The organism is Sporosarcina sp. 179-K 3D1 HS (genome assembly GCF_047228905.1).
In the GTDB taxonomy this organism is placed as follows: domain Bacteria; phylum Bacillota; class Bacilli; order Bacillales_A; family Planococcaceae; genus Sporosarcina.
Genome location: NZ_JBFEGI010000002.1, coordinates 300,703 through 320,320 on the forward strand (window position 1 = coordinate 300,703; position 19,618 = coordinate 320,320).

17 protein-coding genes and 1 other annotated feature (1 of these 18 cut by a window edge) are annotated in these 19,618 nt (G+C 46.1%); of the genes, 14 read left to right on the plus strand and 3 right to left on the minus strand.

Features of this window, described 5'->3' with window-relative positions; all coding sequences use genetic code 11:
* Window positions 1–14 (plus strand) — a binding site (T-box leader); it begins 206 nt to the left of the window's first position.
* Window positions 15–110: 96 nt separating this feature from the next.
* The gene (leuS, locus tag AB1K83_RS04205; RefSeq protein WP_413056898.1) at window positions 111–2,528 is read left to right on the plus strand and encodes a leucine--tRNA ligase; all 2,418 of its coding nucleotides are present in this window, start codon (window positions 111–113) and stop codon (window positions 2,526–2,528) included.
* A gap of 275 nt (window positions 2,529–2,803) precedes the next feature.
* Here leuS and AB1K83_RS04210 read toward each other — a convergent pair whose 3' ends face one another.
* Window positions 2,804–4,090 (minus strand): NAD(P)/FAD-dependent oxidoreductase, encoded by a 1,287-nt coding sequence (locus AB1K83_RS04210; protein WP_413056899.1) that lies wholly within the window; start codon window positions 4,088–4,090, stop codon window positions 2,804–2,806.
* Window positions 4,091–4,367: 277 nt separating this feature from the next.
* Here AB1K83_RS04210 and AB1K83_RS04215 point away from each other — a divergent pair, with 277 nt between their 5' ends.
* From AB1K83_RS04215 to AB1K83_RS04225, 3 genes are all read left to right on the plus strand, one after another.
* Window positions 4,368–5,288 carry an NAD(P)-dependent alcohol dehydrogenase gene (locus AB1K83_RS04215; protein ID WP_413056900.1) on the plus strand — a complete coding sequence of 307 codons (921 nt, stop codon included), beginning with the start codon at window positions 4,368–4,370 and terminating at the stop codon, window positions 5,286–5,288.
* Between the two features lie 350 nt (window positions 5,289–5,638).
* Window positions 5,639–7,249, plus strand: coding sequence for a putative polysaccharide biosynthesis protein (locus AB1K83_RS04220; protein ID WP_413056901.1), 1,611 nt, complete (start codon window positions 5,639–5,641; stop codon window positions 7,247–7,249).
* A 12-nt stretch (window positions 7,250–7,261) separates the two neighbouring features.
* The gene (locus tag AB1K83_RS04225; RefSeq protein WP_413056902.1) at window positions 7,262–7,990 is read left to right on the plus strand and encodes a pseudouridine synthase; all 729 of its coding nucleotides are present in this window, start codon (window positions 7,262–7,264) and stop codon (window positions 7,988–7,990) included.
* Between the two features lie 96 nt (window positions 7,991–8,086).
* On the opposite strand, the gene AB1K83_RS04230 is transcribed toward AB1K83_RS04225, so the two are convergent.
* The gene (locus AB1K83_RS04230) at window positions 8,087–8,308 is read right to left on the minus strand and encodes a DeoR family transcriptional regulator (RefSeq protein ID WP_413056903.1); all 222 of its coding nucleotides are present in this window, start codon (window positions 8,306–8,308) and stop codon (window positions 8,087–8,089) included.
* A 647-nt stretch (window positions 8,309–8,955) separates the two neighbouring features.
* Between AB1K83_RS04230 and dat the strand changes: the two genes are divergently transcribed.
* From dat to AB1K83_RS04250, 4 genes are read left to right on the plus strand one after another with little or no spacing between them, the layout of a single operon-like run.
* Window positions 8,956–9,810 carry a D-amino-acid transaminase gene (dat, locus tag AB1K83_RS04235; RefSeq protein ID WP_413056904.1) on the plus strand — a complete coding sequence of 285 codons (855 nt, stop codon included), beginning with the start codon at window positions 8,956–8,958 and terminating at the stop codon, window positions 9,808–9,810.
* 29 nt (window positions 9,811–9,839) lie between these two features.
* The gene (locus AB1K83_RS04240) at window positions 9,840–10,808 is read left to right on the plus strand and encodes an NERD domain-containing protein (RefSeq protein ID WP_413056905.1); all 969 of its coding nucleotides are present in this window, start codon (window positions 9,840–9,842) and stop codon (window positions 10,806–10,808) included.
* Window positions 10,809–10,831: 23 nt separating this feature from the next.
* Complete coding sequence (trmB, locus tag AB1K83_RS04245) at window positions 10,832–11,479, plus strand: tRNA (guanosine(46)-N7)-methyltransferase TrmB (protein WP_413056906.1); 648 nt, start codon at window positions 10,832–10,834, stop codon at window positions 11,477–11,479.
* A 27-nt stretch (window positions 11,480–11,506) separates the two neighbouring features.
* The gene (locus AB1K83_RS04250; protein WP_413056907.1) at window positions 11,507–12,355 is read left to right on the plus strand and encodes a YtnP family quorum-quenching lactonase; all 849 of its coding nucleotides are present in this window, start codon (window positions 11,507–11,509) and stop codon (window positions 12,353–12,355) included.
* Between the two features lie 202 nt (window positions 12,356–12,557).
* On the opposite strand, the gene AB1K83_RS04255 is transcribed toward AB1K83_RS04250, so the two are convergent.
* Window positions 12,558–12,872: a hypothetical protein gene (locus tag AB1K83_RS04255; RefSeq protein ID WP_413056908.1), complete on the minus strand. Its 315-nt coding sequence runs from the start codon at window positions 12,870–12,872 to the stop codon at window positions 12,558–12,560.
* Between the two features lie 167 nt (window positions 12,873–13,039).
* Between AB1K83_RS04255 and AB1K83_RS04260 the strand changes: the two genes are divergently transcribed.
* From AB1K83_RS04260 to AB1K83_RS04285, 6 genes are all read left to right on the plus strand, one after another.
* A complete protein-coding gene (locus AB1K83_RS04260; RefSeq protein WP_413056909.1) occupies window positions 13,040–14,113 on the plus strand; it encodes a M42 family metallopeptidase in 1,074 nt (357 codons plus the stop codon).
* A gap of 77 nt (window positions 14,114–14,190) precedes the next feature.
* A complete protein-coding gene (locus AB1K83_RS04265; RefSeq protein ID WP_413056910.1) occupies window positions 14,191–14,715 on the plus strand; it encodes a DUF84 family protein in 525 nt (174 codons plus the stop codon).
* 74 nt (window positions 14,716–14,789) lie between these two features.
* Entirely contained in the window at window positions 14,790–15,305 is a 516-nt protein-coding gene (locus tag AB1K83_RS04270) for a hypothetical protein (RefSeq protein WP_413056911.1), read from the plus strand.
* 66 nt (window positions 15,306–15,371) lie between these two features.
* Window positions 15,372–16,184: a DUF1444 domain-containing protein gene (locus AB1K83_RS04275; protein ID WP_413056912.1), complete on the plus strand. Its 813-nt coding sequence runs from the start codon at window positions 15,372–15,374 to the stop codon at window positions 16,182–16,184.
* Window positions 16,185–16,192: 8 nt separating this feature from the next.
* The gene (ytpR, locus tag AB1K83_RS04280) at window positions 16,193–16,801 is read left to right on the plus strand and encodes a YtpR family tRNA-binding protein (RefSeq protein WP_413057083.1); all 609 of its coding nucleotides are present in this window, start codon (window positions 16,193–16,195) and stop codon (window positions 16,799–16,801) included.
* Window positions 16,802–16,907: 106 nt separating this feature from the next.
* On the plus strand, window positions 16,908–19,616 hold the full coding sequence (locus AB1K83_RS04285) for a DNA translocase FtsK (RefSeq protein ID WP_413056913.1): 2,709 nt from the start codon (window positions 16,908–16,910) through the stop codon (window positions 19,614–19,616).
* Window positions 19,617–19,618 lie beyond the last annotated feature (2 nt).

Here is a 19,618-nt window from a genome sequence, read left to right on the forward strand (position 1 = left end):
CTCTCGTCCCTTGCAAGTCTAGGGGCGGGAGTCTTTTCGTTTGAATGGCGGGACTAGCGGACTGATACATACGTTTTTTCATCAGGATTAGAATGAGGAGGAATTTTTTCATGAGTTACAACCACGTGGAAATCGAAAAGAAATGGCAGCAGCATTGGAAGGATAACCAAACATACAAAATGGTGGATGATCCGTCCAAACCGAAGTTCTATGCCTTGGATATGTTTCCGTATCCGTCGGGGGCGGGGCTTCATGTCGGCCATCCGCTAGGTTATATCGCAACCGATATTCTAAGTTCATTCAAACGGAAGCAGGGATACAATGTCCTTCATCCGATGGGGTGGGACGCTTTCGGTTTGCCTGCTGAACAATATGCGTTGGATACGGGGAATGACCCTGCTGAATTCACGGCCCGCAATATTGCCACATTCAAGCGGCAAATGCAGGAACTTGGTTTCTCCTATGATTGGGACCGGGAAATCAATACGACCGACCCAAGCTATTATAAATGGACACAATGGATTTTCATTCAATTGTATAAAAAAGGGTTGGCCTATGTGGATGAAGTGCCGGTCAACTGGTGTCCTGCCCTAGGTACGGTGTTGGCGAATGAAGAAGTGATTGACGGGAAGTCCGAGCGCGGCGGCCATCCGGTCGAACGTCGCCCGATGCGTCAGTGGGTGCTTCGCATTACAGAATATGCTGATCGCTTGCTTGAAGATTTGGATGATTTGGACTGGCCGGATAGCTTGAAAGATATGCAGCGCAACTGGATCGGCCGTTCGGAGGGGGCCCAGTTGACGTTTGAAATCGATGGAACGGGCCTTACATTCGAAGCGTTCACTACACGTCCGGATACGATTTTTGGCGCGACATATGCGGTTTTGGCTCCAGAACATAAATTGGTCGAGCAGATTACGACGGCTGAGCAAAAAGCGGCGGTTGAAGCCTATTTGGATAAAGTGAAAACGAAGAGTGACTTGGAACGGACGGATCTGGCAAAAGAAAAGACTGGCGTATTTACGGGTGCTTATGCAATCAACCCGGCGAGTGGAGAAAAAATGCCAATCTGGATCGCCGACTATGTTCTGGCCACTTATGGAACGGGCGCCATCATGGCAGTGCCGGCGCATGACGAGCGCGACTATGAGTTTGCAAAAGAGTTCGATTTGCCGATTATCGAAGTTGTGGAAGGCGGAGACATTTCGAAAGAAGCGTATGTCGGGGACGGCCCTCACATCAATTCTGGTTTCTTGGATGGTCTAGGCAAAGAGGAAGCGATCGAAAAGGCGATTTCCTGGTTCGTGGAAAACGGCAAAGGTGAGAAGAAAATTACGTATCGCCTGCGTGACTGGCTATTTTCCAGACAGCGCTATTGGGGCGAGCCGATTCCGATCATCCATTGGGAAGATGGTTCCATGACGCCTGTCGATGAATCCGAATTACCGTTAAAATTGCCGGTGACGGATAATATCAAACCGAGCGGAACGGGTGAATCGCCGCTTGCCAATATCGAGGACTGGGTCAATGTCGTCGACCCTGTAACGGGCATGAAAGGTCGACGCGAGACGAACACGATGCCGCAATGGGCGGGAAGCTGCTGGTACTATATCCGCTATATCGACCCGAACAACGACGATATGATCATTGATCCGGAACTGGCGGAACGCTGGCTGCCGGTCGATATTTACGTCGGCGGAGCGGAGCACGCGGTCCTTCATTTGCTGTACGCACGCTTCTGGCATAAAGTACTCTATGATATCGGGGTTGTCCAAACGAAAGAACCATTCCAAAAATTATTCAACCAAGGGATGATCTTAGGGGAAGGCCATGTGAAAATGTCCAAATCCCTCGGCAACGTCATCAATCCGGATGATATCGTCCATTCACACGGTGCCGATACGCTGCGTTTGTATGAAATGTTCATGGGGCCGCTCGAAGCTTCAAAAGAATGGTCGACGAACGGATTGGACGGTTCCCGTCGTTTCCTCGATCGGATCTGGCGTTTGTTCGTCAATGAAGACGGCACCCTCAGCTCGAAAATTGGCGGGGAAGCCGGTGGGCCACTTGAGAAGGTCTACCATCAAACGGTGAAGAAAGTGACGGAAGACTTCGAGGGCATGCGCAATAACACGGCCATTTCCCAATTGATGGTGTTCATCAATGAAGCTTATAAAGTCGACTCGATCCCGAAAGAGTATGTCGAAGGGTTCCTTTTACTCATTTCACCGATTACACCGCATCTCGCGGAAGAGATCTGGGAGAAGCTTGGCCATACCGACACGATCACGTACGAAACATGGCCGACGTATGATGAGTCGAAGCTCGTCGATGATACGGTGGAAATGGCGATCCAGCTGAACGGGAAAGTCCGCACGAAAATAGTCGTTTCCAAAGACGCCACGAAAGAAGAGCTGGAACAATCCGTTATGGAAGACGAGCGTGTGAAAGAACTGCTCGAAGGTAAAGAAGTGAAGAAAGTCATTGCAATTCCAGGGCGACTGGTGAATATCGTCGTTGCTGGATAAATAAATGAAAAAATCCGCTGGGGACCTTAATGTCCCAGCGGATTTTTAATGTAAACGGTGCGGCTCGTATGAGGGAGGTGCCTGCACTCATTGGGTGTTTTGTGAGCGCTCATAAATTTCGAGGAACACTTATATTCCCATGCCAGCGCTTATAAAACCGGCCATCCGCTCATAACTCGTGGGAAGCGATCATATTTCTAGTCAACCGCTCATATCTCTCCGAGAGCGCTCATACTTCCTGATATCCGCTCATAACTTGCCGCCCTCACTTCTGATTATCGTCCGGCTGCAAATTCCCCTGCGCTCATGCCGGCAATCCGGCCTGTGACGAGGGCGGAAGTGATATTATAGCCCCCTGTATAGCCGTGGACATCCAAGATTTCCCCACAGAAATAAAGTCCCTCTTTCATCCGGGAGGCCATCGTCTTCGGGACGATTTCTTTGACGGAGACGCCTCCGCCGGTGACAAACGCTTTTTCGATCGGCTGCGTGCCGTTCACTTTCATTGTGAAAGCTTTCAATAGTTTCGAGAACGATCTGATTTTTTCAGCTGAGATGGTGGCTCCCGTCGCTGCCGGATCAATCTCTGCCTTATCTAGCAGAAACAACAGCCACCGCTCGGGGACAACGCCTTTCAAGGCGTTTTTCACAGCTTTCTTCGGGTCGTCTTTCAAGGAAGTGTGCACGAATTGAAATGCCTTCTCTTCATTCATGGATGGGAGGGAGTCAATCCGGATATCCACGGGTTGATTTCCATTCTTCTTCCGTTCTTTGACGACGAATTGGCTGCAGCGCAAAATGGCGGGGCCGCTTAAGCCGAAATGGGTGAAAAGCATGTCCATTTGATGGGTGACCAGCGTCTTCCCTTTGGCGTTCAATACCGAAACCGACACGTCCCGCAGCGCGAGCCCTTGTAATTCTTTCAAGGCGATAAATGGTTCACTTGATAATAAAGGCACTTCGGTCGGATAAAGGTCCGTAACGGTATGTCCAGCTCTTTCCGCCCACGGATAGCCGTCTCCCGTAGATCCAGTTTGCGGGACCGCTTTACCACCGACTGCGACCACGATTGCATGGGATCGGATTTCTTCCCCCGATTCCAATCGGACACCAAGTACTTTTTCATCATCCATCAGCAATTTCTTTACACGCGACTCGAGTTTTACTTGGACGCCTAATCGGTCCATCTCAGTCAATAGGGCATCGACGACGTCTTTCGCTTTATTTGACACCGGAAACATACGGCCGTGGTCTTCCTCTTTCAAGGCAACTCCGAGCCCTTCGAAAAACCGGATGATGTCCTCGTTGTTGAATACCGAGAAGGGGCCGTATAAGAAACGTCCGTTGCCAGGGATGTTTTTCACGATTTCTTCTTGTGGGAGACGGTTCGTTACATTGCATCGTCCACCTCCTGAAATGGCAAGCTTCGTGCCAAGTTTCTTCCCTTTTTCGAGAAGGAGGACTTTCTTTCCATTTTCAGCGGCGGCAATGGAAGCCATCAATCCGGAAGGCCCCCCGCCGACGATGATGACATCAATACTTGTTTTTTTATAATCAGACATGATTTAGAATCCTTTCATTACATTCATTTTACTATAACCAAATCGTGCTTTTAGGAGGAATTGAAACCACTCCTATTATAACACTTGGTGGCGGTATTAAGCCTAACATCATATAGGGATAAATTATTGCTAAACAATGCTCGGCTACAAACTATTCTTTGTCCAGTTTGAATATCTTTCCATTTCAAAAACGTATGTTACTACAAACGACTAATAAGGAGAGGAATTTATTAAAGCGATAGTTAGTAATAAGTATGGTCCCCCGCATGTATTGAAGATGAACGAAGTCGAAAAACCAACTCCTAAAGACAAGGAGGTGTTAGTAAGAGTCCAAGCAGCGTCCATCAATTATGGCAATCTCGTATTGTTGAAAGGTGAACCTAAGTTGGCTCGATTGGCTTTCGGGATATGTAAACCGAAATACGTTATCCCTGGAGGAGATATATCAGGAAAAGTTGAAGCTGTTGGTGAAAATGTGCGGATGTTTGAAATTGGAGATGAAGTGTTTGGAGATCTTTCAAGTTGTGGGTGGGGTGGATTTGCTGAATATGTAGCAGTGCCGGAAAGTGCTTTAGCCTCTAAGCCGAAAAACATCTCATTTGAAGAAGCAGCCGCGGTACCAATGGCTGCAGTAACCGCTCTGCAAGCTATTCGTAATAAAGGGAAACTTCAACCCGGACAAAGAGTATTAATTAATGGGGCCTCTGGTGGAGTGGGAACATTTGCAGTTCAAATTGCAAAAGCTCTTGGTGCAGAGGTAACGGGTGTTGTCAGTACAAAACATGTACCCATTACACAAACAATAGGTGCCGACTATGTTATTGATTATATAAAAGAAGATTTTTCAAAGAATCCAGAACGATATGATTTAATTATTGCTGCGAACGGAAATCATCCGATTTCTGTATATAAACGTCTGTTGAATCCTACTGGAACTTTTGTGGCAGTTGGAGGGTCTTATAATCAAACCTTTCAAGCATTGTTATTGGGACCTCTTTATTCAATGTGGAGCAAACAGAAAATGAACAGTTTCTTGCAAAGAGCCAACCAACAAGACCTTATATTTATTCAACAGCTAATTGAAGAAGGAAAAGTTCATCCCATTATTGATCGGATTTATTCCATTGATGAAATTGTGGAGGCATTTCAATATTTTGAAGAAGGCCATTCGAAAGGGAAAGTGATTATTACGATGTAGAGTAGTGAAAGTCTATTGGGGTTCCAGTAGACTTTTATTGCTTAGGTTCTTTGACAGGTTGCCTGAAAATACATGAGCAATCCTTTAGCAAGAGTGTCGGATAGCCGAGGTTATTTTGTTTTTCTCTCTTTATTTTGGACAGAATTCAATGGTACCCGTACACTTATTAAGGCTGGTCATTGTTCAAAGAAACCACATTTTCTCTTATCTCCCTTATACACAATTGACCGTTATACATTGTGCAAAGGACGGTTGAGGGGTACACTATTAAGTGGAATCAGGTCTAGCGTGTGGTTTGAAATGCCAGTATCGCTTTGTATTTGAAGAAGGAATGGAAGGATCAACTCAATATGTCATCAAATTTAGTAAAAGGCACCGCGATTTTGACGATCGGGCTCTTTTTATCGAAAGCGCTCGGCCTATTATACGTCATCCCATTTTACGCCATTGTCGGGAATGAGAGCATTGTCCTCTATCAATACGCATACATACCGTACAATATCGCATTGTCTTTTGCGATATCGGGGGCTCCGCTCGCATTCTCCAAATATACGGCCAAGTATAATACGCTTGGCGATTATGCCACTGGGCGGAGTTTGATGAAGTCGGGCATGCTCGTCATGGCGCTTACCGGCATCGCTTCGTTTCTCATCCTTTACTTCATGGCGGAGCCCATCGCCCATATGGTCCGGAAAGACGATGACCAGATTTTTACGATCGAAGAAATTGCATCGGTCATCCGATGGGTCAGCTTTGCGTTGATCGTCGTGCCCGTCATGTCCCTTGTGCGGGGTTTCCTGCAAGGCTATCAGAAGTTTGAACCGACTTCGGTCTCACAGTTGGTCGAACAGATTGTCCGTATTCTATTCGTGTTGGCCGGGGCTTTCTTTGTTGTTCATTTCTTGCACGAATCCCCTCGGACGGCAGTTAACTTTGCGGTGTTTGCGGCATTTATCGGAGCTCTTGCCAGCCTCGTGGTCCTATATCTATATTGGAAAAAATACAAGCCCGAATTTGACCATTTATTGGCGAAGAGTCCGCCCGCAAGCAAAGTCTCCTTTCGGGATATGTATAAAGAGTTATTCACGTATATTTTCCCGTTCATTTTGGTCGGGGTCATCAATCCGCTCTACCAATTTGTCGATATGATTACGTTCAATGATGCTATGAGGTCAATAGGACTTGCGAAGGTGACCGATATTTACTTTGGCATGTTGAACTTCTTGACGCATAAAATTGTCATGATCCCTGTTATGGTAGCGACCGGATTTTCCATGGCGCTGATCCCAGTCATTACGAGTTATTATGCCAAACGAGATCAGAAAGGAATTGTCCGCTCCCTTGATCAAACGTATCAAATCATGCTGTTCTTAACCGTGCCGATGGTCATTGGACTCATCGTATTGTCCAATGAATTTTACCAATTTCTTTATGAAAAAGATGATATGGGGGCCGCGATTCTTGCTTATTACGCCCCGGTAGCTATCCTGTTTGGCCTATACACGGTGACTGCATCGATTTTGCAGGGAATCGACCGGCATAAATGGATCGTCTTCACCTCGCTGCTTGGACTTTTATTGAAGTTAGCATTAAATATCCCGCTCATTAAATTGTTTGAGACGAATGGTGCCATTTTGGCAACGGCTTTCGGATACACGGTGGCAGTCGGAACGAATATCGCCATCATTTCGAAAACCTTGGAGTACCGATCTAAAATGGTAACCCGTAGGCTGATACTGATTGGGATCTTAAATGCCGTCATGTTGGCCGCAGTCCTACTGACATTAAAACTGTTGAATCTATTCGGTGTAGCGGACTCCAAAATACAGGCTCTATTTTATATTTTTGTTTGTGCTGTCGTCGGCGCCGGCGTGTATGGTTATTTATCTTTGAAAGTCGGGCTTGCACAAAAATTGTTTGGAAACCGGCTTAAGCGGCTGACGTCGAAGTTCGGTTTGTAGGAGGTGTTTTCATTGCGACTGGATAAACTGTTATCCAATATGGGGTATGGATCCCGGAAGGAGGTCCGGCAGCTGTTGAAATCCGGATCCATTCGGGTCAATGGCAAAACGGTGAAAGATGCAGCGCTTCATGTGGATCCATATGGAGAGGAAGTGTTCGTCCTCGGAGAGCGTGTCCTCTACAAGGAATTCATTTATTTGATGATGCATAAGCCACAGGGGGTCATCTCGGCAACAGAAGATGTACGTGACCGTACGGTGGTCGATTTGCTAGATGCGGAACACCGGCATTTTAATCCTTTTCCGGTCGGACGATTGGATAAGGACACGGAAGGTTTCTTGCTGTTGACGAATGATGGAAAACTCGCTCATAATTTGTTGTCACCGAAAAAAGAAGTGCCAAAAACATATTATGCTCATATTTCGGGTGTAGTGACAGAAGAAGATGTGGCTAAGTTTGCTTCTGGCGTCACGTTAGAGGATGGATATTTGACGAAGCCTGGAAAGCTCCAAATCCTGAAATCCGCGGAGCAATCTGAAATCGAACTGACCATTACTGAAGGGAAGTTCCATCAAGTGAAAAGGATGTTTGAAGCGGTCGGAAAACGAGTTGTATACTTGAAGCGTTTATCGATGGGACCGCTTCAGTTGGATGAAAGTTTACCGATCGGTGCCTATCGGGAATTAAGTGAAGGGGAAATGAATTCTCTTTTGGCAATAGGAAACAAGGAAGAGAGCTGAATCCGTTTCAAGCGGGTCAGCTCTCTTTTATTGTTCGTTATTCTCTTGGGGTATAGACATTCCATTTGGTCTGCCCATTCTTTGTTGTCCATGCAGTTATGAAGGTAATTTCACTTTCTTTGCTGTTGTTGTCCATTTACCGCGGACCGGGCTCGTGATCAGTTCATTGTATTCCAGAACGTTCAAATCCCTTTGTACCGTGCGGTGAGTGATGCCAAATTCCTCGACCAAAGTGTCAGTAGTAACCGTACCGTTATCCAGGATGTATAGATATACGTCCTTGATGCGGGTAAGCATACGATCCGTAGTTGAATTCAATTTTGGGACCACTCCTTCATCATCATTTTCCAAAATTCCAATGGACATGAGACTTATGAATGTTACATGGCAATAGGTGAAGTTATGTTCCGAACCTGCACTTCCTTTTACAAATTTAAATTTGTCGTATCGAATCTTCCGACAATACTAGTATAACGTATTTTTGAGGCAATTGCATAAATTTATTGTAAAAGAACTGTTAACTTCATTCAGCAAAAGTCCCCTACTTCCATAAGTGGTGTTATGAATGCTAGATATGCATTCAAGTCAGTGGGAAGGCAAATCCTTGCTGAATGAAGTTAAAGCCTCCGGCGGATGTCACAGATTTTGATGGGAGTCAAGAGGAAGGCAGTCTAAAAGCGCGACGTCCTGTCGCAACGACTGCATGACCTGCATCACGCAGGCCTCAAGCTCGATTCAAAATCTGGACGCAATTACGCCTCGGCGTAATTGATTTATCCCGACATAATAATAGATTCTTCGTTTAAAAGGGGTACAATTCGGGAAGTTGGTCCTTTATTTTATTGCCCGGACGTGTGAAAATAAGAGAAGTCGGATGAAGGTGTACCGTAGCCGGAAATTGACTTACTATATATATAAAGTATGAAAAGATAAAAATGGATCATACCGTGGAGGGGAAAGAGAAAATGACAGTCTATTTTATGGATGGACAATTTGTGGAAAAGAAGCACGTCGCAATTTCGATAGATGATCGGGGTTATTATTTTGGCGATGGCGTCTATGAAGTGATTAAAGTGTACGACGGGGAATTGTTTACGAGTAAAGAGCATATTGCGAGGTTGTTTGAAAGTGCGGCCAAGATCAAATTGGTGATTCCTTATACTGAAGCGCAGCTACTTGATATAGCGCAACAATTAGTGATTTCCAATTCGATCTCGGTCGGTCATGTGTATATGCAGGTGACGCGTGGAGTCTCACCGCGGATCCATCAATTCCCGGATCCTGCAGTTTCACCGATGGTTACTGCCTATGCTTTAAGTAGTGCGCGGCCTGTCGAAGTCATGGAGAACGGGGTGAAAGTGAAATCGGTCGTTGATTTCCGTTGGCTGCGCTGCGATATTAAAAGCCTTAATTTGCTTGCCAATGTCATGGCGAAACAAGAGGCGGTTGAAGCCGGTTGCAAGGAAGCTGTCTTTGTCCGCGATGGATTTGTGACTGAAGGTGCTTCTACGAATATGTTCGGCGTGAAAAACGGCATCCTGTACACACATCCGGCGAACAACCTAATTTTGAACGGGATTACGCGACAAGTGGTGTTGCGATTAAGCCGTGAGTTGGGGATTGCCGTTGTGGAAGAACCGTTTACATTAGAAGCCGCGTTTGCGATGGATGAATTATTCATGACTTCTACAACACTAGAAGTGATGCCTATTATCCAGCTTGACGATAAGACGATCGGTTCTGGCCGTCCAGGTGAGGTCACCGTACAATTACAAAAAGCGTTCACATTGCAAATTCCTACCGTTGTGGCGGGTTCTTGAGGACAAGCGAGGGAATGGAGTGATGGTTGATGGCACAACTAGTCAAGTTGCTTGATTATATTTCTCGGTACGAACATGATCTAGCCCGTTATCCGACGCAGTTCATCCGGTTGAAAAAGTACCAATGGGACCGGATGAAACGGTTATGGGAGAACGGAGAGGACCTGACGGAATGGCAGCGGGACAAAGAAAAAGTTGAAACAGACGTAGAACCGGAAGAAACACGATGGTTCTCCCCATTGCTTCGTATTTTCGGGAAAAATAGGACTTCTGAAGAAGAGGAAGTGCAGGAGGTGTCGGCGGAGGATGAAGATCAGTTCGGATTTACTCCGAATATCATCTACAATCCAACGAACCTTCCACAATTGCGCAGACTTTATTTGGATCAGCTATTCCAATTCCAGATCAAATGGGCAAGCTCGACATTGATGGATAAGTCAAAGGTCGATCCGCGTTACATGCGAGATACACTATTGCGCAGTTTCGCACAAGATTTGCCGGATAGCTTTTTGTTGTTTTATTATCCGATCCTTGTCATTAAAAAAGCCCCTGTGGAACTTGATATCCTCCTCGTGACACCCATTGAATGTATATGTATCACTGTTTTGGAAAGGGAGGAACTGGCGGCATTCATCGGAAGCGGCGATAAATTTTGGACTAAGAAACTGAGAGACCAGGAATCAAAAGTGCTCAATCCGATGATTGCCCTGACGCGGATGGAGAAAATTGTATCGGGTATCTTCAAGGCGAACGACATTGATTTCCCGATTAAAAAGTATGTGATTTCCAGGAATGGTTATATTGATTACCCAGGAAGCGCGTATGATGTCCAGATGGTCGATCGGCGAAATTATGCCGAATGGTTTGCGGCCATTGGGAAATCGTCTGTTCCAATGAAACATAATCAGTTTAAAGCGGCCCAGGCCCTTTTGGACATCGGTCAGACGACGGCAATGAGCAAATTAGTAGAAATGGAAGAAGACCTAACAGAATTGTAATTTATAGAAAAGAGTGTGTAGTAATGAGACTTCGAAATAAACCATGGGCCAGGGATTTCATGCAGGCGCATCCCGATGCATTGATCCTGGAACCCGAAACATTAAAAAGAGGATGGCATTCAGAGTTTGGCAATGCTCACCCGATCCATGTCGAGGTCGGCACGGGAAAAGGACAATTTATCATCGGGATGGCTTTGGCAAATCCTGACGTAAACTACATCGGAATCGAGCATTTCGATAACGTCATCGTTTCCGCTTTGGAAAAGGCGATCGAAGCGGACAAGCCATCGAATTTGCGCTTAGTCCGGGCGAACGGGGCAGACCTGGAGGCGGTATTTGAGAATGGGGAGGTGGATCGGGTCTATTTGAATTTCTCCGATCCATGGCCGAAAACCCGCCACGCCAAACGAAGATTGACGCATGAATCATTTCTTCGCCGCTATGAAGCCATTCTTGTACCGGGTGGGGAAATCCACTTTAAAACGGATAATCGGAAGCTGTTCGAGTATTCGCTCGTCTCTATGTCCGATTACGGCATGAAATTGCTGGATGTGGCATTGGATCTCCACGCCGATCTGCCGGAAGATAACATTATGACGGAGTATGAGGAGAAATTTTCAAAAAAAGGACAACCGATATACCGACTGGAGTCAAAATTTGTTACTCTTTAAATAGTTTGGGAAAAGGGGGATGTTGAGATGGACCGATTTACTTTTCACGGAATGGAATTGACTTGGCTCAACGGAGGGACTAATCTCCTGGACGGGGGGCCGATGTTCGGAGTGGCTCCGAAAGTGCTCTGGTCCCGGAAATACCCTGCGGATGAGAATAATATGATCGAGATGATGAACCATCCGATTCTTATCCAATATGAAGGGAAAAACCTCTTAATCGATGCGGGGATCGGGAAAGGGAAATTGGATGAGAAAATGAAACGGAATCTCGGGTTGATTGAGGAGTCAAAAGTGGAAGAGCAACTGGCCACGATTGGCTTATGGCCCGGAGATATCGATATTATCTTGATGACCCATCTGCATAATGACCATGCAGGCGGATTGACGGGTTGGAAAAATGGGGAACTCGTTTCTCTGTTTCCGAATGCCGATATTTACGTCACCCAAATTGAATGGGATGAGATGCGCAATCCGAATATCCGTTCCAGAAATACATATTGGAAAGAGAATTGGGAACCGGTCCAACATCAAGTGAAGACATTTGAAGGCAATATCACCATTTTACCGGGCATTGATATGATTCATACCGGCGGACATAGTGATGGCCATAGTATCGTCAAGTTGACACAAAACGGGGACACGATTCTGCATATGGCGGATATCATGCCAACTCATGCACATAGCAATCCGCTCTGGGTACTCGCTTTCGATGATTACCCGATGACTTCAATTTATGCGAAAGAGAGACTGATGAAAGAAGCGCTAGCGGGCGGCTATCGATTCATCTTCTATCACGACGCAATCTACCGCCTTGTCAAATGGGATGAAAGTGGGAAGGAAATCATCGAGTCTGTTGCCAGGACGCATTATTAAATTTGAAAAAAAGAAAGGGGATCGGTCGCTACGCGAGTGAATGGGCATTCACGAAGCGGCTGATTCCCTAATTTTTTATGCGCTCATAACATTTGCAGAACGCTCATAACTTCGCTCAAGCGCCCATAACTCCGCTTTTTCTTCTCATACCTCTCCCCAATCAAAAATCCGCTGCATCCTCACGGATGCAGCGGATTCCTATTTAATTCCTGACCAATTCCACAACAGTTCCAGTCTTTGCATCTGCTGCAAATTCGTATTGTTCCAACTCACCGTTTTTGATTCGGGAGATGCCACCACGATAGACATCCATTGAAATGACTTCATTCGTGAACGGTTCCGTTTTCATGACGATCCATGAGCCGTCAATCGGGCCCTCTTTTTTAAAAGCATCTTTAACATTGCTTAAAACGGCGTCTGCCGGGACATTGCGATTCACTCGGTCAATCGCTTCATTGACCACGATGCCGGCTGCGACACCCGTCAATACACCCGCAATAAATTCTTTCATTTTCATAACGATGCTAAGCCCCTTTCGGTATCAGTTTGTCAATAAGTGTACCACATTTGGGGCTGGAGGTTGAGTAAAAAAGAGAAATCTGTGTACCAAAGTGAAACAATGGTATCACGCAGGCAGATGGACTACACTAGGAAATAGATATTTACTTGGGGAGGCCTAGATCCATGGAGAAAGAGACATTGGCTATGTTTAAGACATTGACGGAATTGCCCGGCGGGCCGGGGAATGAACACCAAGTCCGGCAGTATATGCGGACGGAACTCGGGAAATATGCCGATGAATTAATTCAAGATCAGCTTGGAAGCCTGTTCGGCGTTCGCCACGGCGAGGAAGGGACGCCGCGTATTATGGTGGCAGGCCATATGGACGAAGTCGGCTTTATGGTCAGCGCCATTACTGAAAATGGGATGATCCGGTTTCAGCCGTTGGGCGGATGGTGGAGCCAAGTGCTGCTCGCCCAGAGGGTTGAAATCATTACCGAAAACGGACCGGTTATCGGGGTGATCGGCTCGATTCCACCCCATCTGTTAAGCGATGCAGTCCGCAATAAACCGATGGATATTAAAAATATGCTAATTGATATCGGAGCAGACGATCGGGAAGATGCGAAGAAGCTCGGCATCCGGCCTGGGCAACAGATTATCCCGATTTGTCCGTTCACGCCGATGGCCAATAATAAAAAAATCATGGCGAAAGCTTGGGATAATAGATACGGATGTGGCTTGGCCATTGAGTTATTGAAAGAAGTCCATCAAGAGAAGCTGCCGAACCAGTTGTATGCAGGTGCGACCGTCATGGAGGAGGTCGGGTTGCGAGGGGCACAGACGGCCGCTCGTATGATCCAGCCCGATCTGTTTTTTGCTTTGGATGCAAGTCCCGCCAATGATGCCTCCGGAAAAAAAGATGAATTCGGCCAGCTTGGCAAAGGGGTGCTGTTACGGATTTTTGACCGTACGATGGTAACCCACAGGGGAATGCGAGAATTTATTTTGGACACTGCGGAAACGCATCATATCCCGTATCAATACTTTGTCTCTCCGGGTGGAACTGATGCCGGACAGGTCCATATTTCAAATGAAGGCGTTCCGAGCGCTGTGATCGGCATCTGTTCCCGCTACATCCATACAGCCGCCTCCATCATTCATACGGATGATTATGCAGCTGCCAAGGAACTGCTCGTAAAGTTGGTCAAATCCTGTGATAAAACAACGGTGGAAACAATTAAAAACAACGTGTAATACCGATTGCCGGATGGCAACGCAAAAACGTAGGGGGGCACAATCCCCCTGTTTTTTATGAAGAGGGAGGAAGCGGAATGGACTTCGTCATTGGATCTACCAATAATGCAAAAGTGCAAGCCGCAACGGAAATTATCAAAAGACAGTATCCGTCAGCCAATTTAGAGACGAGAGATGTCGCATCTGAGGTATCGGATCAGCCATTTGGGGATGAAGAGACGATGGCGGGCGCTGTCAACCGGGCGAAAGCGGCAGCTCTAACGAAGAAAGGAGCCGTCGGAATTGGCTTGGAAGGGGGCGTGCGGATGGTTGGGCGACAGATGTATCTATGCAACTGGGGCGCTTTGTCGTTGCCGGACGGTAAGATCTTCACAGCAGCAGGCGCGCAAGTACCTCTCCCCCTTGAAATCGCCGAACAACTATTGGGTGGCAAGGAACTTGGACCGGTAGTGGACGAATATTTCCAAGCTAGTGGAATCCGCCAAAGGGAAGGAGCAATCGGTATGTTCACAGCCCATTTAGTGAATCGGAGCCAGTTATTTGAACATATTTTATTGCTCTTGATCGGCCAGCTTGAATTTTCAGAGAACAACTTGAAGTGAGCCAGCGGTTGCAACTCCCTATTAACAACATTAAAATGAATAGTGAATTCATTAAATCGAATGGGGGAAACCGAATGTTCCGTAAATGGAAATTCATATTCCTGATGATATTGTCCCTCATCCTCCTGATGGGTTGTGGCAGGTCTCTGGAGGATCGGGCGACGGGTGGAATCGAAGCGGCAAGAGAGGCTTTTTTTGCAAATGACAAGAAACCGACGGAACAAACAGACGGAATACGATACTATAAACCTGCAGGGTTCGCTGTTACAGAAGATTCGGATGCTCAGAATATCGTGTTCACTAAAGGTACCGACACTTATATCCTGTTCATCAATCCGAATGAAGAAAAGGATAGTAAGCTCTTCTACGACCTTTTGAAGGCGGAGCAAAGTAATGAAATCATGGAAGAATCTACATTTGAAGAAGCCGGTAATTTCGGCTTTGCCGCTATTGTAAAAAGTGGCAAGGATGACTTTGAATTAATTGCAAGTGTAGGCGGGGCTAAGATGACCACCGTTGCAAAAAAGAGGAATATGGAAACGGATCTGGGAAAAATGATGGAAATTGTACGGTCGGTTGAGCAGGATTGAATTTGCTGCCAATCGACTTCTTCTTGTATGTAAAGTCGTACGATAAATTAGAAAGGTGGATGGGATATGAAATCAGGGCAACTAGTAGAGCTGTTGAAAGAACGATTGCCATCCGAAAAATTTCAATGGCACTTTGATCGAAAAACTGATAAAGTCCGGTTGGAACATATGGAATTGAAAAAAGGGATGGATATTTCACTTCCCGAAATTCTTGCGAAGTATGAAGTGAAAAAAGACCAAGCGATCGAAGAAGTTGTTTATACAATTAAAGAAACATTCAGCGCCATGGAAAAGGAGAACGAGGAAGGTTTTAATGGGGAGTCTACCATTTATCCAGTCATCCGGTCGACTTCATTTCCAATGGAAACTTCGTCGGGGATACGTTTCTTGACAAAAGAACATACGGCAGAAACGCGAATCTATTACGCACTCGATCTCGGGACCACGTATCGCTTGGTTGATGAGAGTATGGTCGAGTCCATTGGTCTATCCGCAACGGAAATCATGGAGTCTGCCATGTTCCGTATGCGTTCCCTTCCGACCTCGATGAAAAAAGATGAGGTATCCGGTAATATTTATTATTTTGTCAATAACAATGATGGCTATGATGCAAGCCGTATCTTGAATAGCGCGTTTTTAAAGGAGATGGAGGGCAAGATCCAAGGCCATATGACCGTTTCTGTCCCACATCAAGATGTTTTGATCATTGGAGATATACGGAACGACACAGGGTATGATGTCTTGGCTCAATTAACGATGCAGTTCTTTACTATTGGATCGGTGCCAGTCACCTCACTTTCCTTCATTTATGAAGACGGAAAACTGGAGCCGATTTTTATCATGGCTAAAAATAGAGTGACGCGAAAGGAACGAAAGTGAAAATGAAAATGAACCTTTTTTATAATCCGGTTGGTGTAGGGGATGTATTGCTCATCCAATTTTCTTCTACAAATCCAACAACCATTACCGTTAGCAGGGAGCAAGATATTGCATGGCTTGCGGATGAAGAGACCGGGGAAGTGGTCGGTGCCAATCTATTTAAAGCGTCGACTTATTTGCCGATCAAGGGGGAAGGGAATATTGAGGTAACAAGTGAGGTTGTGGATCAACTTCAAAAAGCGATACATGCCAATGGCTCTGATTATATGATGGACATCGACCTCTCTCCTAAATTTGTCGTTGGGAAAGTATTGACGAAAGAAAAACATCCGAATGCAGATCGCCTGAGTGTTTGTACAGTCGATGTCGGGGAGGAAACATTGCAGATCGTTTGCGGCGCCCCTAATGTAGAGGCCGATCAAAATGTGGTAGTTGCCAAAGTAGGTGCTGTCATGCCATCGGGACTTGTCATCCGGGACGCGGAACTACGCGGCGTTCCATCTTCAGGTATGATCTGTTCTGCAAAAGAACTTGCACTGCCAAATGCCCCGTCTGAAAAGGGGATACTTGTACTAAATAGTGATGAAAAGCCAGGAACTCCATACCTCTTGTCATAATCTAAAACGTACCGGTCTGGTACGTTTTTCGTGTTTCTCGGATTGATTTGATTTAGCTGCAGCAGACCTGTTAAAATAGATTGATTGACACGAAAAGAGTGATTGTATGAGTTGGTTTAAAAAGATTGCTAACCGGCTATTCGGCCCGGAAGATGATGAGAAATTATATGAAAACGATAGAATAGAACAAGAACAATTGAAGGAAATGCCTAGTGAAACGAAGTCTCCTCCGTCCTTCCGCTTTCCGATTATTACGGATGCCGAAATTTATGGCTGGAATGAAGAGGATGAAGGGCAGTCGGAAAAAAGAAAGTATGACCCCATAATCGAACGTGAAGATGATGATTATGAAACTGTGCCGCTATACAAGAATGACAGATGGCCCGGTACGCCGACAACTGGGAAAATACATAGAGCGGGATCTTCATTGAAATATGGATTAAGCGCAAGTGATGAAATGGCAACTCCGAAAAGTACGAAAAAGGAGATGCCGTCTACACCACCCAAACCGGAATTTAAGCGGTCCGGAAGACCATTTTCACCTACAGAGATTCCTTCCCCGGTTTTTGGTTTTAAAAGACCGGAAACAATGGCAAATCAAAATCTACAGGAAGATCAGATAGATAGGTTTCCACTACAATCGGCAGTGGAGAAATGGGAATCATCTTTTGAACAAAGGACTGCTATAGATACCGAACTGAAAGAGATGGAATCAGTATCTGAAGAAATTTCGGCCAGTTTGGATGTATTGACGGGAATTGCCGAAGTAGGAAACGACCATACTACGGAAAATGAATCCCTATTGTTTTCGACGTCTAATTCAATTCAAAACGAGTCGCTTACGGCGAACGTGCTGATGGATAAGCAACCGGACGAGGAACGGCTAGAACGACAGGATGAAGAGATTCCAGTACAGCAAGGCGAGGGAGAACAAGTACCGTCGCACAAGTTGATGGAAGAGAGTGAACTTACATCTGCCGAAAACCTACCGGAGAGGCAGGGAGCCTTATACGTGCCGATAGAGAAAGAGGATGAGTCTAATTTATCCATGCACGAATCAGCTGAACCCACAGAAGAAATGGTCCATAAGCTGCCAGGATTAGACGAGATGATCGAAGCGCCACATGAAATGCATGAAGAGCCGCAACAATTGGCAGTAGATGTCAGTATGCCGGAAGAATCGCTTGAACAACCCGATCGTAAAGAGCGGATTGTGCCATTTAATGTATTGATGCTGAAATCGGATAAAGAGAAAATGGAGAAGGTCATGGAGTCCGGAAGTGTTCCGGAACAACCGGCTGTTTTCAAGCAGGCGAAAAGCCAACCCGTTCAAACTCAAGTTGTACAGGAAGATCCACCGGTCGCTGTGACGACAATGGAGCCGGAAGAGGAGGAACCGCCATATTACGCGTTCCCTTCGCTGGAATTCTTAATACCGCCTGAAAATCAAATTGAGGATACGGAGTGGCTGGAGTCTCAAGCCGAGAAATTGGAAGTCGCACTTTCCCATTTCTCTGTCCAAGCTAATGTTATTGAAGCGGTGCAAGGCCCTTCGGTAACCCGTTTTGAATTAACAGTTGCCCAAGGCACAAAGGTAAGCAAAGTTAGAAACTTGTCAGATGATTTGAAACTGGCACTAGCTGCGGAAGACATCAGGATTCAGGCGCCGATACCGGGCCGAAGTTCAATCGGTATTGAAATACCGAACCGGAAAACCCGTCCTGTCCGAATTTCTGAAGTGATTGGATCTGATGAATATCAGAATTCTTCCTCCCCGCTTGAAGCAGTCCTAGGCTTAGGCTTGACGGGCAAGCCGGTGACGATTGACCTCCGGAAGATGCCTCACGGAATGATTGCTGGGGCAACAGGGTCCGGTAAATCCGTTTGTATCAATTCAATCTTGATCAGCCTGCTTTATAAAGCAGCGCCGACTGACCTGAAAATGATGCTTATCGATCCGAAGATGGTGGAACTCGCTCCGTTCAACGGAATTCCTCATCTGATCAGTCCTGTCATAACCGATGTCAAAGCTGCAACAGCCGCTTTGAAATGGGCGGTCGCAGAGATGGAACGCCGATATGAACTCTTGGCGCATGCCGGGGTACGGGATATTGAGCGTTATAACCGGCAAGTTGTCGAAAGCCGTAAATTTTCATTGAAAATGCCGTATCTTTTAATTGTCATAGATGAACTGGCGGATCTCATGATGATGGCACCGGCGGACGTGGAAGTATCCATCAGCCGGATTGCCCAAAAAGCCAGGGCTTGCGGCATCCATCTCATTATTGCGACACAGCGGCCCTCGGTGGACGTCATTACCGGGACAATCAAGGCGAACGTTCCGACAAGAATCGCTTTCTCGGTGTCTTCCCAAATCGATTCTAGAACGATTCTGGACTCCCCGGGCGCCGAACGACTCCTTGGCAAAGGGGACATGCTGTATATTGGGAATGGCCAATCCTCAGCAGTCCGACTACAAGGGACATTTGTCACGGATGAGGAGATTGAACGTATAATAGAACATGTTCAAAATGAAGCGGAACCGGAATATTTATTTGGCCAGGAGGACCTCTTGGCTCATGCTGCCGATGAGGAGGAAAAGGATCCGCTATATGAAGAGGCATGCCATTTCATCCTCGAACAAGGCAGCGCTTCTACATCTCTCTTGCAGCGCAACTTTAGCATTGGCTACAATCGGGCCGCCAAATTAATTGACCGGATGGAGAAACAAGGTTTCATATCAGGCCAACGTGGAAGCAAGGCAAGGGATGTCTACTTGACAGAAAACGATCTTGACAAAATATATAAGGAATAGGC